Annotated in this window: 10 protein-coding genes; 5 read left to right on the plus strand and 5 right to left on the minus strand. The window is 43.4% G+C overall.

What is annotated here, in order from left to right:
* Nucleotides 1-9: 9 nt before the first annotated feature.
* The 3 genes from DWZ56_RS01700 to DWZ56_RS01710 all read right to left on the minus strand — a co-directional run bounded on the left by DWZ56_RS01700 (nucleotide 10) and on the right by DWZ56_RS01710 (nucleotide 5081).
* Nucleotides 10-1491: a rhamnulokinase gene (locus tag DWZ56_RS01700; RefSeq protein ID WP_118554638.1), complete on the minus strand. Its 1482-nt coding sequence runs from the start codon at nucleotides 1489-1491 to the stop codon at nucleotides 10-12.
* Between the two features lie 26 nt (nucleotides 1492-1517).
* Complete coding sequence (locus tag DWZ56_RS01705; RefSeq protein ID WP_158584397.1) at nucleotides 1518-2384, minus strand: class II fructose-bisphosphate aldolase; 867 nt, start codon at nucleotides 2382-2384, stop codon at nucleotides 1518-1520.
* A 432-nt stretch (nucleotides 2385-2816) separates the two neighbouring features.
* Entirely contained in the window at nucleotides 2817-5081 is a 2265-nt protein-coding gene (locus DWZ56_RS01710) for a helix-turn-helix transcriptional regulator (RefSeq protein WP_118554640.1), read from the minus strand.
* 328 nt (nucleotides 5082-5409) lie between these two features.
* Between DWZ56_RS01710 and DWZ56_RS01715 the strand changes: the two genes are divergently transcribed.
* From DWZ56_RS01715 to DWZ56_RS01725, 3 genes are read left to right on the plus strand one after another with little or no spacing between them, the layout of a single operon-like run.
* Nucleotides 5410-7587 carry a glutaminase domain-containing protein gene (locus tag DWZ56_RS01715; RefSeq protein WP_158584398.1) on the plus strand — a complete coding sequence of 726 codons (2178 nt, stop codon included), beginning with the start codon at nucleotides 5410-5412 and terminating at the stop codon, nucleotides 7585-7587.
* 27 nt (nucleotides 7588-7614) lie between these two features.
* Nucleotides 7615-8337, plus strand: a complete 723-nt coding sequence (locus tag DWZ56_RS01720; RefSeq protein WP_118554642.1) for a sulfite exporter TauE/SafE family protein — start codon at nucleotides 7615-7617, stop codon at nucleotides 8335-8337.
* 18 nt (nucleotides 8338-8355) lie between these two features.
* A complete protein-coding gene (locus tag DWZ56_RS01725; RefSeq protein WP_118554643.1) occupies nucleotides 8356-9624 on the plus strand; it encodes an alpha-L-fucosidase in 1269 nt (422 codons plus the stop codon).
* Between the two features lie 86 nt (nucleotides 9625-9710).
* Here DWZ56_RS01725 and nagA read toward each other — a convergent pair whose 3' ends face one another.
* Nucleotides 9711-10940 (minus strand): N-acetylglucosamine-6-phosphate deacetylase, encoded by a 1230-nt coding sequence (gene nagA, locus DWZ56_RS01730; protein ID WP_118554644.1) that lies wholly within the window; start codon nucleotides 10938-10940, stop codon nucleotides 9711-9713.
* A gap of 150 nt (nucleotides 10941-11090) precedes the next feature.
* A complete protein-coding gene (locus tag DWZ56_RS01735; RefSeq protein ID WP_118554645.1) occupies nucleotides 11091-11984 on the minus strand; it encodes an Rpn family recombination-promoting nuclease/putative transposase in 894 nt (297 codons plus the stop codon).
* Between the two features lie 633 nt (nucleotides 11985-12617).
* On the opposite strand from DWZ56_RS01735, the gene DWZ56_RS01740 reads away from it, so the two are divergent.
* Together DWZ56_RS01740 and DWZ56_RS01745 are read left to right on the plus strand one after the other, a co-directional pair.
* The gene (locus tag DWZ56_RS01740) at nucleotides 12618-13346 is read left to right on the plus strand and encodes an ABC transporter ATP-binding protein (RefSeq protein ID WP_118554646.1); all 729 of its coding nucleotides are present in this window, start codon (nucleotides 12618-12620) and stop codon (nucleotides 13344-13346) included.
* Nucleotides 13318-14910, plus strand: a complete 1593-nt coding sequence (locus DWZ56_RS01745) for a hypothetical protein (RefSeq protein ID WP_243095017.1) — start codon at nucleotides 13318-13320, stop codon at nucleotides 14908-14910. The genes DWZ56_RS01740 and DWZ56_RS01745 overlap by 29 nt, the downstream gene beginning before the upstream one ends.
* Nucleotides 14911-14979: the final 69 nt, after the last annotated feature.

Genomic DNA, 14979 nt, shown 5'->3' on the forward strand with positions numbered 1-14979 from the left:
CTTTGGTTTTTAATGATCCCTATTTATCATTGTGATAAATATTTTATATTCCGCATCCCAGTCTTTGGAATTGCATGGCTGAAATTCTTTTATATCCTGTGTATTTCTTATAATTGTCCTGCCTTCCTGCACATCTTTAACGTCTCCGGAAGCAATCAGCTGAACCATAATATTTCCGATTGCCGTTGCCTCAGACGGGCCTGCGACCACCTTTGTTTTGCAGATATCGGCTGTTAACTGGCATAATAGACTGCTTTTGGAACCGCCGCCCACCATATAGATACATGGATAATGAATGCCTGTGCATTCCATTATATGTTCTATCGCAACTCGATACTTCATCGCCAGGCTTTCATAAATACACCGGACAAACTCTCCCTCTGTTTTAGGAATCGGCTGACTTGTCCGCAGGCAGTATTGACTTATTTGCTCCGGCATATTTCCTGCCTTTTGAAAGCTCTCATCATCTGTATCTATATAGCAGCCGCATGTAATAGAATTCATTGCGCTTTCTTCCAACTGAGCATATTCACAGGTTTTTCCTTCCTGTTTCCACTGTCTTCGACATTCCTGCAAAACCCATGTACCCGTAATATTAGTCGCAAAAGATACTTTCTTCTGATATCCCCGCTCATTTGTCATGTTGAACTCTTCCGCTTTATGAGACACAACAGGCGAATCAAGTTCCGTTCCCAGAAAGGACCATGTACCGCAGCTGATAAAGATAAAGTCTTTTTCCCTGGCAGGTATTGCTAAGACCGCGCTCTGTGAATCATGGGAATCTACAGCGATGACATCCATATCGCTTATTTCCAGCTCTTTCTGTATATCAGGCCTTAACTTGCCTGCCATACTTCCGGATGATATTATTTGCGGGAACAGTTTTTCCGGAATACCCAGTTTATCTAATATTGCCTTGGACCAGGTTCCTGTATGCGTATCTACCAGTTGTGTTGTCATCGCGATAGAATACTCTGCATAAATCTGATCTGTCAGCATGTAGTTAATCAGATTCGGCATCAGCAGCAGTGTTTCCGAATTTTCAAGCAGCGCTGGCCGATCCCTTGCTATGGACAGCAGTTGATAAATCGTATTGGATTCAAGGAATTGGATTCCTGTTGTCTCAAACAGTGAAATAGAACTGCCCAATACTTCGTCGCAAACTTTTTTCATGCCCTTGGTTCTGCTGTCACGGTAATGTACGGGATTTTCCAAAAGTCTTCCTTCACTGTCCAGCAGACCAAAGTCCAGTCCCCAGGTATCCACTCCCAAACTGGTTATCACGCCTTCAGACTTAGCTGCCAAAATTCCTCTCTTTATTTCATGAAAAAGTCTGAGAATATCCCAATAGAGAACACCTCTCATGTTAACCGGGTTGTTCAAAAATCTATAAACTTCTTTCAGTTTAATACTTTTGTTCTCGTACACTCCCAGAACAGCACGGCCGGAGGATGCTCCAAGGTCAAATGCCAGCACATTTCTTTTCTCCATTTCTCTCACCTCTTTTCATCTGTTTGTTAAGTATTGCGAAGAAGTGTAAGCATATTTTTTGCCTGTATCTTCATCGCTTCTTTCGCACACTCTGCAATCTCATGATAATATATGGTTCCTTTTGTATTTTTTATCTTCTCTTCTACCGGTAAAGCGGCGGCGGTTGCTACTCCTGTAAAATAATTGAATTTCCTTACTCCTTCTACTATTGCTCTCTTTATCTGCACATGGTCTACACCTGTTGTACCGTGCATAACCAGCGGAATGCCGCAAGCTTCCTCTATTTTTTTCAGTCGTTCGAAATCCAGCACCGGTTTTTCCACAAAGAATCCATGCACCGTTCCAAAGGAGGCTGCAAGCATATCAATCTTTGTTTCTTTACAGAAGTACGCAGCCAGCTCCGGATCAGTATAATACTGTTCTATATTGTCAATGCTTTTTCCGTATTCCGTACAGCCTCCCATTCCCACTATATTACTTGGCATCATACCTACTTCAGCTTCAATAATGATCCCCAAATCATGTGCAGACTCTGTAAAAGCCTTTACTTTTGCAATGTTTTCTTCTACAGGAAGATTAGAGCAATCATACATAATAGAATTGAAACCATAACGGATTGCTTTTAAGATATAGGAATATTGAGTTCCATGATCCAGGTGCAGCACTACTGGAATTTTTGCTTTTTCTGCAAAAGCGGCTAAAAGCGGACCAAAGGTATCTATCGGCGCATACGGATCATGTACCTGTGCATGACTTAACATAATTGGCGCTCCTACTTCTTCTGCCGCTTCTATAACGGCTTGAATACCCTCTAATGTCGTCGCATTTATCCCTGCTATTGCATAATTATTCTGTTGTGCATCTTTAAGCAGCTCCTTAGGATTTACTAACATACATACCCTCCTTGTATTTGTTATTTTTGCATTCATCACCGGTTTGTAGTTTTCTCCTAAAGTGTAGCAATCCGTTTTTTTTCTGAAAAGTAGATATTTCATATATAAAGTATAAGAAACCTGTATTTTCCGTGAACCCAACACATTTAAACCCTCAAACGCTATATTCCACTAATTCTGACAATTCAGGCAGCTATTGCGGCCAGGCAGGCATGAAAAAGGGACATCGCCATAAAAGGATGCCCCTTATTAATTATCATTTTCGATTTAAAAAAAGGTTTTTAGAATTTTCATAAAACAATTGTTCCATAATATATTTTGCTTCATTTTCATCGATTAAGGCTCTAAAAGTTTCCACCTTTCCAGAATATTTACGGTAGAATCCATTGCCTTCATCCAATTGCTTTCAGCAATCATTCCTTTCCTGTAATTTTACACTCCTCTCTGATGCATTTCCCTGTATTCTGAAGGGGTAACACCATAATATCGTTTGAACGCTTTATAAAAAGTGTTAAGATTCAAATAACCTGTCCTCTGTGCAATCTCCTTTATAAATATCCCCGTTTCCTTAACAAGCTCTCCCGCCTTATCCATCCGTACCTTCTCAATTGTTGCCGCAATACTGTTCCCAATATTCTGACGAAAAATGACGGATATATAGTTTTCTGATAATTGCAGGCTTTTCGCGATCTCTACTATTGAAAAATCAGGTTCCAAGTATCTTTCAGCAATCATTCCTTCAATTCTTTCACAGATCTGGCGTGCCCTATTAGGGCTGGCTGACTGTGTGTTGTTTTCCATATACCTAAGTACTTTAAGAAACTGATTCAGGATTTTATCCCCGCTGTGCATATGTCGAATCAGATAAATACTGTCCTCTGCGTACCGTTCTATCATACTTCCATAAGCTTCTCCTGTACGCAATGTTCGCAGAAATGTACTGCATACATTTTCAACAAAATACTGCCGTTCCTTAGCCCCAATATTTTCAGCATTAAAATTCTTAGCAAACAGTCTATTCAGTATATCTGCCGCATCCTTATACTTATGCCCGGACATACAGTTCATCAGACTCTGTTCTTCAAAGACAGGATAGTAATATCCCCTTCCGTATCCTGAAACTTCTGAACTGTGAATGAATCGTTCAGCGAACGCTGTCCCCTGCGATTCCAGCATATCGAAAAGCTGACAGCAGCTTTGATACTGTGTACAAAGTTGCTCCGGCACTTCACAGTATCGGCTTAATATGCAGGTATATTGCGCCGTTTTGTCACGGTCCAATGCCTCCATTAACTGAATCAGCCCCCTGTCAATCAGTTCTGTTTCCTCTTTATCGGATGCAAAAATAACAGAGAATCGATTGATTTCTGTCTGTATCACATAGCAGTATTGAGGAGCATTCTGCCTGATAATGTCTTCTACCATCATACGAAACACATCACTGTTCTTATAATCTGCCAGATCAAACTGCAGCAATGCAACACAATATTTCTGATAATTCAAGAAATTCCCAAGATGTTTATTTACACTGGTAATTTCCAGCTGAGACATCGGAACCCCGTTCAGCAGCTTTGTAAAAAAGATGATTTTGGAAGTCTGAATATATCGGCTGAGTTCCTCCTTTAGGATTGTATTTTTACATACAATCTTTTGCAAGCTCGCATCTATACTATCTGTATCCAAAAACAGTGATGACTCTGGGTCTTCGCTTCTGTCAGAAATTTTTTTTACAAATTCAAAAATCGGTTTGGAATTATGATATGCCAAATAAACCGCCATCATAATAAAACCGGCAGATAACATGATTCCTGTTAGGAGCACCGCCTGCACATTTTTGCCCGCATTCTGATAAATCACATTCTCAGGAATAAGCCATAAGTATGTCATAGCAACCAGTTCATCTTCTTCCTCTACTACTATATGGCTTATACCATCAATTTGAATTGTGTCTCCTGTCTCCCTACCACACAACTGTTCTGCCAATTGTGTTTCAGAAAGAGTGGAATATAAAACCTCATCTTTATTTTCTATCACAATTAAGTCACTTTCCCTGAAGAACTGTGAATGCTTTAAAATTTTGATGAAGGGATTTTCTGAAAATGTAACAATCAAAAGTAACGGATTATCAAATAATAATTGATTACTCAGATTATATAATACATAGCTTTTTTCTTTTCCATCAGGTTTTTCCTTTACTGAAAGCCTACTTTCATTTTGTAACACTTCTTTTTTCCAATCGTCATATGACTGCTGCGCCTGGTCAAACCGACTGTTATAAAAAATTTCCGGCTCCATTCCTGCATTTCCAGTATCTAGGAATAACTGCGTCCTTCCCAGAAAAACAGTAATTGAATCTAAATCATCCTGCAAAATTCGATATTTCGTAAAATCATTCACAAATAATCTGATTTTTTCCGTATCTTCTACACTGTAGGGAGTTTTCAGCCTGCATATATCCATAAATTGCGGATCCTGTTTCAGAGCATACCACAGCTTTTCACTATCCAGAATTCTTTCATTCATCCAGTTTTTCTGCTCGTTAAGTGTCTCCTGCGCCAGCCTGATCTGCTCTTTTCTTTCCTGTTCTGAAAATTTAGGAAGAATAATACCAGCCAGCAGCCCCACAATCAATATTGTCAGTAATATATTTGACAGCAAATATTCTGAATAAATCTTTGGCATCTCATTTTTCTTCACTCTTTATCTCCTTGTAAGTGTATTACATTGTATCAGTGATAATTTTTTCAGTCAACGAAATTACCTTCCAATTTTATCCATTACTTATACAAGTATTTAGAAATAGCAGAAATATCAATATAATGTTCACCAGAGCCACCTGCGCTCCTGGCCCCTCTTTAACTTCAGTCTAACAAACCTCCCTGTCAGACGAAAGTGTAAATCCTTTTGGCAGGTGTAAAATAGCTGCAATAAAGCTAATTTCCCATATATCAACGGTTTTCAACTTTTGATTTCTTTACCCCTGTGCTATGCTCAAAGCGAATTAATAACAGGGAGGAGTATGCAAATGTATCCGATTTCGACTAATCTTTCAACTCTAGGTTCCAGATATACACTTATATTTGATATTGCAGCCAAACGTTTAAAACACGGTGTCCTTGGCATGTTTCTAGAACAGAGCGACCAGCTGATCTGTGGAGTGGAGTCAGAAGGTATCTCCGGAAGCTATCTTCCTTTCAGTGATCTTCCGAATCATTTCCAGGCCTTTTATCAAACTCTGGAAATGAATTCTGTTTCTTACAGGGCTGTCAACAAAGAAGGGGGATACGATATAAGTATCACTTTCACAAGCCCTTTTTGTCCTGAAAATGAAAAAATGAATACAGCTCCTATTTTTTATACAGACATTGAGATTTCGCGGAACTCTCGTCCTCATAGTCTTGTATGCGTCAGGAAAAATATAGAAAAGGGCATGCTGAGATTCGGCCTTCAAGGCAGCAACCTGAATGCAGCACCTAAGGACAACATTTGTGACTTTACCTACGAAGTGGAAACCAGCAGCCGTTTTGTACTCGGGGATTTTGCTCGTACACTACATTTAAAATTATACAGAGATGGAACGGAAGTAAAAACAGTCCCCTGCACAGAACGTCTTATCAATAAAGATGGGCATTGCGGAAAAGATGGTATTTTTGAGATTCCTTTTATTCTGTCAGATGAACCGTTTCACACGCAATTTGTCCTCTGCGGCTATTGTGATATTCGGGATTTCATCTCTGTCAACGGTACTCTCCATAATTTGCTGTATACCTCCTACTTTGACTGCATAGATGACCTGATGGACTATGCGTTGGACACTGTGGAAGATAATATGCGGCAAACTGCATTTGTTAACAGTGCAATCAGCAAGTCTTCTCTATCTCAAAGCTGGAAGGATTTTATCTCTTTCACCTTTCAGAGTTATAAGATGAACACTGTATGGTCTTATAACAATCAGGGAAAAAAGGCTTATCACGTATGGGAAGGCAACTGCATGTACAACTCCACAATGGATGTAGAGTATAATAACGGACTGTTTTACTATACCTTTTTTCCCGAAGTCCTTCCTACTTTGTTTGAGCAATGGGCTGCTTCCGAAAACGGTAAAGGTTATATTGCTCATGATCAGGGAGAAGCCTATTCTATTAGTAACGCAAAGTATTCTTATCCCATGATTGTAGAAGAAAATTGCTGCTATCTTCTCATGCTGCATACTTATTGCATCTACCGGGGCAGTTGGGAAACAGCAGCTTCTCATTACGAAGTTATTAAGCGGTTAGCCGACCGCATACTGAATGCTGATACAACTGGCAACGGCATTCCCGATACCGGAACTGATAATACAATTGATGATGCCATTCCTGCCATACAAAACGCCCGAGAACAGACTTATCTCGCTCTCAAAAGCGCCTGCGCCCTTGGCTGTTTTGCAGAAATAGCCCAAAATCTCGGACATACCGATGAGGCCAAAACCGCATTATCACGCTCACGTCAAATTATGGTAAGTGTGGACAAAGAGCTATGGTTAGGTGATCATTATGGAGTATGTACTGATACCAGCCAGAATGGCTATCGCCGTTTCCTGACTCATGAGATACTGTCCGGTCCCATGGAAGGAAAAGATTCATATTCCATTTATGCGGAAAACGGGTTGCTCTATCCGTTCCTTTCCGGTACAGCAATGCCTTACTTGAATACAGACCGGCTGAAACAGAACATCGCTGTTTCCAATGAAATTTGTTCTACGGAATTTGGTTGTAAACATTCCCATGATTCCGGCTCTGTCTGGTTCTCTCAAAACATGTGGAGAGATTTTACCGCCTCTTATCTTGGTCATGATATGCTGGATAATGTGGATCGCTATTGGGAATTCCAGAAAATTATGAACACCGGTGAAAATCTGAATCTGTATATTGATACCTTTGGAGAAAATGCTCTGTGGTATTATCCCAGGGGACTCACCTCCGTCGGTGTACTAAATGCTTCTCTACGGCTACAAATCAACAATTTTACACATGAACTGCATATATCTCCTCTGCGGCAGAGTATGCGCATTCCGCTTGTGTTCCTGGCTGACTGGAAAAAGCTTCAAATGCCCTGGGTAACCGTTAACGATGGCAGAATCACTATTGAGAACAGTCAAATGCTTCACAGCTATAAGATTATATTGCAAGAATGGCAGATCCATGAATCACAGATAAACTAACCGTATTCTGCCGGAAAGGAACTGAATATGCTGCTTAATATACTTATTTTTATAATTGCCTGTTCATCGGGCTTTCTACAATCCATCAGCGGTTTTGGTTATTCGGTGGTGTCTATGGCCACTCTCCCCATGCTGATGACACCGGTTGCTGCTACCACAGTTTCCGGAGTGGTAGGCAACCTTCAGTCCATAGTATTGTCTCTGAAGATGAGACATCACATTCGTTATCGCGTACTTGCAGTACCGCTTGTAATATCTGTTTTATCAGGCTGGGTTGCTATCTCAATTATGTCTGCACGGCCTCTTGTGGAATACAAGCGTATGTTAGGCATATTCTTAATCTTTATTGCTCTCTATCTTCTTTTTTTCAATAATAGAATAAAAATCAAGGCTAATATATTTACCGGTATCATAACAGGTATCATCAGCGGAATTGCCAATGGTCTATTCGGTATGGGCGGTCCGCCCGCTGTTATGTACATGATGGCAGCCACCAAAAACAAGGAAGAATATTTATCTACAATACAGTTTTTCTTTCTTTTATCCGGACTTAGCAATACAGCCGCAAGAATATGGAATGGCGCATTATCAGATGCAGTGTTAAAGTTCTGTGTTATTTCTATCGCAGGTATGCTTCTTGGCGGACTAGCCGGAGCAAAGGTTTTCAAGAAATTATCTCAGGACCAGATGGGGAAATTTGTATATGGCTTTATGATGATTATGGGACTGTTTATCGCATTCAAAGGATGACAGTTAAAGGAGGTATTTATGAAAAACAATACTATGAACTGGTGGCTTGATGCCAAATTTGGTATGTTCATTCACTGGGGAGTCTATGCGTTGCTGGCAGGTACATGGAAAGGAAGAACCGTTAAAGGCAACAGCGAGTGGATTATGCATCGTTTAAATATACCGGTCAAAGAGTATGAAGAGATTGCTTCCACCTTCTGTCCATCAGAATTTAATTCCGATCTTTGGGTAAAAACGGCATATGAATCCGGAATGAAATATATTGTATTTACCGCCAAACATCATGACGGTTTTGCTATGTTCCATTCATCAGACCCTTACAACATTACAGATGCAACACCTTTCGGCAGAGATCCTGTAGCTGAACTTGCAAAAAGCTGCAAGAAATACGGAATAAGATTATGTTTATACTATTCACACGTGTTAGACTGGCACGAGCCGGATGCTTTCCGTGATGATATACCACTTGATCAGCTGTCCCTGGTACAGGAAAAAAATATATCATTCCGAAGATATCTTGACAAAAAAGTGAAACCCCAATTGAAAGAGCTCCTCTCGAATTATGGAAACATAGGCGCCTTGTGGTTCGATATGCCCGGCTGCATTGACAGCACATATTGCAGGGAAATACGTGATTATGTAAAAATGCTTCAGCCTGAATGTATTATCAGTGGCCGCATTGGTCATGGGATGGGGGATTACATTACAGTTGGCGATAACAAAATTCCGCTGACGGCCTGCAGTAAACCATGGGAAATGCCGGGTACGATAAATGATACATGGGGGTATAAAGCAGGAGATCGGAAATGGAAAACTTCAGATGAGCTGTTACGTATTTTACTTAAAATAGTCAGCAGGGGCGGTAATTACCTTCTGAATGTAGGTCCCGATGCTCTGGGAAATATTCCTGAAGAAAGTGTTAGAGTGCTTAAGGAACTGGGAGCTTTCCTTACTCAAAACAGTGAAGCAGTCTATGGCGCTGCTGCCATGAATCCTTACCCCTATGATCTGTCCGAAGGTTTATTTACTTCAAAACCTGGAGTAATGTATTATTGCTGTCTGTCTGTTCCTGACAAACTGTTTCTTAGCTGTATCTCTAACCCCATTAAAGCGGTGACACTGTTAAGGACAGGCGAAGCGCTCTCATACGAAGTCACATGGTCTGAGGCTTCCATGTGCCATGATCTGGTGATTGACATGCCGGTCGAGTTTATAAATGACAATATTATTGTTATAAAAATTGAAATTGAAGGAAACACCCCTGTTTTTGAAAATATCTTCCGGTAATACTTGTTAGAGCACGCACGGCGGGCATACTATAAAGACGGTGAACCGATGATTTAGCCGGTCCACCGTCTTTATACTTATCACTATCAGTATTCTTCCACCAGATACTCATAGCATTCGAGATTATCATACCCGCATCCGACATCAGGCGTATATTCCGTAACGCCTTCCACCACCGTCTCGATCACCCGGTAATCATCATCGATCACCACATAATCCGCATCCTTGTGTTCTTTAATAGAACCCTTCTTTCCGCTTACATGGCAGACCTTCGCCGGGTTCAGGGATGCCATCTGCACCGCCTCTTCCATAGGGATGCCAAGCCGTTCCACCCAGTTTTGGATACCATAGAGGATATGCAGCGCGCTGCCGTCTATAGTACCGTCCGCGATGTGCAGCAGTCCGTCGGTACCCACCTCATATTTCTCATAGCCGCATTCATTATCGGCGGGGAGATGGTAGAGACCGGTTTTCAGGCCGGACATCTTGCCTGCATCCGCTACCAGGCAGAGCCTTTGGGGCCCCTTCATCTCATAGCAGATCCTTAAAAATTCCGCCGAGGTGTGCGCGCAGTCAGAGTTCAGCTCGTTATAAATGCGCTTATCCAGCAGGGCCGCGCCCACCACGCCGACTTCGCGCTGATGGATCATGCGCATACAGTTACCGGTCTTCTGAGTGATAACGGCACCGCGGTCGATAGCTGTTTCGCATTCCCCGTAAGTGGCCCAGCTGTGCCCGATACAGGGGTTAATGCCGTTTTGTACCAGATAATCAAGTATTTCCAGGTTGCCCGGAATCTCAGGCGCCATCGTTACAGTCACGATATGGCCTTTAGATATCTCCACCCATTTCTTCATCCGCTCCAGGTCCGGTGCACAGATTTCAGCAGGATCTACGGAGCCGAGCACTTTCGGCGAAATAAACGGTCCCTCCATATGGATACCCAGGATGCGGGCACCCACCCGTGGCTCCTCGCAGGCATCGGCAATCGCCGCAGTATTCTCCAACAGCCTGGGAGTCAGATGGTTGGTGGGAAGAAACGCAGTCACACCGCAGGTAGTCAGGGCCCTGCCCAGTTTTTTGATTTCTTCTTTGTCCGGAGACATGGCGTGCCAGCCTTTATAACCATGCACATGCATTTCGATGATGCCTGGAATAATACGCTGCCTCCCGTAATCCCGGATTTGCATCCCTTGCGTATCGGGCAGGTTTTCATCCGTGTAGATGGCCCTGATTATTCCGTCTTCTACCAGAAAAGCCCCGCTCAAGCACCCCCTCTCCGTATAGATCCGCTGCGATTTTACAAGAAATTTCATACCTTTCCCTCGCTTTCTGCCGCCCGTTACAGCAGCTTACATCTGAAAACATTACACTATTTTTCCCGCCGTCTGAACTGTTACCGCAATTTGGATACCCGCAGAAATGCCATATAGAACTGAACTAAGTAGCTCTTTTCATCTCCCTTCTCACCCCCAGTACTTCCTAAGCCACTTCTTTGCCTCTTCCTCCGACAGTTCAAAGCGCTTCTGCAGTTTCTCCTGCACACGTTCCCTCGGTATATTTTCCTCACGATTATCACAGATAAAAGCTCTAATTCCTTTCTCCATACCTTGCTCTATTCCTAGCGTTATTCCTTGCTCCATTCCCTGCTTTACTCCAATCCTAATCCCCTGCTCCCTTTCCTCTTCCAATATCTTACACATAATCTCCACTCCTTCCTTCTGCTCCTTCAAATATCTCACTTTCCTCACCACATTCGGAAACACCTCTGTCTGATAATCGCTGTCCGACTTTTTCATATACCTAAGCAGTTCATCAATCTTCTCATCCTCACAACCATATGTCAGATTCGCATATACCTCATGCACTCCGTTATCCGTTACCGTACCCTGTCCCCTGACCACTCTGTCTATATAACTAATCCCCGTCTTCTGATTCAGAAAATCCTTCTCCGTAATAAATATCAGATACAGCTCCGGCAGTTCCTCATACGGACACCCTTTTTCCAAAAAGCTCATATCCATACTCGCCTGATAATATCTGGCCCGTCTTTGATGGTCTTCATCCTCCGAAACCTGCATCTCAATATTTACCATCCTGCCGTCCGTATCCTCGGCCAGCACATCCAGAACGACCGATCGGTTCTCAATATTCCGGATCGAATACTGTGTTTTAACGTCCTTCACCACTAATGACGGATGTCCCAGCAATATCCGGATCACCTCCTGGCACGCTTCCTTATCCTCCAGCACCTTGCAGAAAAATATGTCGCTGGTCAGTTGAAACCTGCGCACCTTATTTCTTCTCTCCTCATAACTATCCATCCTGTTCCCGCAATAAGACTCTTGATCTGTCCCCATACTGCTCCTCCCTCCTATGGCAGGAGCTGCTTCTTTCCTCCTGCCATATCATAAACTAATGTTAATTGAAAAATATGGCAGAATATGCCGGCCGCCGTTACCACAGCAAAGAACGAAACAGAAAATAATGTTCTGAAACGAACATCGATATATTACTATTATAATCTGCCCCTTCAAAAATCTCAACACTTTTTTCCTCGAATGTAATCCGTTACTGTTCACACGCTGCCGATAAAGCAGCGTATGAGAGGGCAGGAATTTTTCAGTAACTGTGAACAGCAACGAATAGTAGCAAAACGGTAATAAAAACCCAGAAATATCTTGACAACAGCATGCGCTATGCTATAATATCACCAAGCAATCAAAGGGAGTAGCAGAACATCCTGCAGGATGGATTTGAGACCGTCAGCCGATATCGAGAGATATCCGTATCAAATGAGACAGCAAGACTTTTATTGTGGCAGCAATGTCATGATAGAGGTCTTTTCTTTTATCCAAACGGCCGCCGGCAGGAAGCGGCCTTCCATGACGGCGCACCCGCGATTGCCCGGGTATATGAGGCGCAGCTGTTAGGTACCGAACCGCCGCGTCAAACCCAAGAACGGAATCGGTTAGTAATATAAGGAGGATACTATGAAATTCATAATCGAAAACCTTTCCAAGAATTATGACAAGAAAGAAGTTCTCAAAGACATCAGCTTTTCCTTTGACAGTGGAAAGATCTATGGCCTTCTCGGCCGTAACGGAGCGGGCAAGACCACGCTGTTTAACTGTGTCAACCGGGATGTCAAAGCGGACTCAGGCCGTTTTTACCTGGAAGAGGGCGGTCAGGCCAGAGATATCGGCTGTGATGATATCGGCTATGTGCTCTCCACGCCCACAGTGCCCGAATTTCTCACCGGCCGGGAATTTCTTAAATTTTTTATCGATATCAACCGCAGGAGCATTTCCGGACTCCTAAGTATTGATGAATACTTTGATATGATGAATATCGAAGCTCCTGACAGGGATAAGCTCTTGAAGGACTATTCCCACGGCATGAAAAACAAGATGCAGATGCTCATCAATATCATTGCCAAACCAAATATCCTGCTGTTGGATGAGCCTCTGACCTCGCTGGACGTGGTCGTGGCCGAAGAAATGAAACAGCTTCTGCGTTCCCTCAAAACGGACCGGATCATCATCTTCTCCACCCATATCATGGAGCTGGCGCTGGATCTGTGCGACGAGATTGTGATACTCAATCATGGGGAGCTGGAAACTGTGGATAAGGAAAACCTGGATAACCGTGAATTTAAAGATAAGATAATCAATGCCCTGCGGGAGGAAGAACATGATGAAAAGCCTGATGCAAGCGTTTAAGATATCCTATTCCCTGAAGAATACCTACCGGGTCAACAGCATTATTTATTCCATCCGCCAGCTGCCCCTCATTAAAAAGATTCTACCTGTTTCCCTTTACGGGATCAGGGGATTTAAAATATTTGCCAATGTTTTATCGGTCCTCTGGGAGATATCATCCGCGTTTTTAGGCAAGTTTCTGTATATCCTGCTGATGGTGACGGCGGTGAGCGGGCTTTATAAAGACGCGCCCGGGGCGGATCTGTTCGTGCATATATTTTTCTTTTTAACACTGATCGGCTCCTATATGAATACCTTTATGTTCAACCCGACCAACGACAAATACTATGCCATGATTCTCATGAGAATGGATGCGAAATCGTACACCCTGTCGAATTACATCTACTCCATGATCAAAGTGATGGCGGGCTTTCTGCCTTTCACCATATTGTTCGGCCTTGCAAAACAGGTTCCGCTATGGATCTGCTTACTGCTTCCCTTTTTTGCCGCATCGTCAAAAATGCTGGTAGCATGGTTCTCACTGCGAAGTTACACGGACACGGGAAAATGTGCCAATGAGAATCTTCCCGCCAGAATCGGATGGACCCTGGCAGCGGTATTGCTGGCCGCAGCGTATGGGCTGCCCTTTCTGGGGATTATTGTGCCTTACCTCCCAATCGCTGCAGTCATGGTGCTAAGCGTCGCAGCAGGCATTTATGCGGCTGTTCAAATCGGTAAATTTGACCAGTACCGGGATATGTATCAGACACTTTTATCCGATAAGAAAAACGGTACGGATCTGACACAGGCGACGCGAAAGGCTGCGGCGGAACAGGGCCGCAGGATGATCAGCGCGGATTTGAGCATCACAAGCAGTAAAAAGGGCTTTGAATACTTCAACGAGCTGTTTATCAAAAGGCACCGGAAGGTGCTCTGGAGCGCCTCGGTAAAAATCGCCGTGGTGAGCCTGGCATGTGTGGGCGGCCTGCTCATCGCCTGCCTGGTCAATCCGGCATTTGCTTCAAAAGCCAACCAGATGCTGATTTCTCTGGTACCGGCCTTCCTGTTTATCATGTACGCCATCAACCGCGGCACCACCTATACCAGAGCGCTGTTCATGAACTGTGACCACAGCATGCTGACCTATTCCTTTTACAGGAAACCGTCATTTATCCTGCATCTGTTTTGGATACGGCTGCGCGAAATAGTGAAGGTCAATCTGCTTCCGGCGGCCGTGATCGCGGGCGGGCTGACGTTGCTTTTGTATGTTTCCGGCGGGACCGCCGCGCCCCTTTACTATCTGCTGGTGCCGGTATCCATCCTGTCCATGAGTGTTTTCTTTTCCGTGCATTACCTGGTGCTGTATTATCTGCTGCAGCCCTTTAATATGTACACCGAAGTTAAGAGCGCGACTTATCAGATTATCGCCATGGCCACCTACTGGCTGTGCTATCTGATGCTGCGCATCCGGGTGGATACCATGACCTTCTGCGCGCTGATGCTGGTATTCTGCATTCTCTACTGCATCGCCGCCTGCGTACTCGTATATAAATTGGCTTACAGGACCTTCCGGATCAGAAATTAAACCTTCCGTTATTGTAAAACGCCCGCTGGTGCTAAGGCTGTAGAATACACAGCCAAAGCACTAGCGGGC

Origin of the sequence: Lachnotalea sp. AF33-28, from assembly GCF_003477885.1 — a bacterium.
Taxonomy (GTDB): domain Bacteria; phylum Bacillota; class Clostridia; order Lachnospirales; family Lachnospiraceae; genus AF33-28.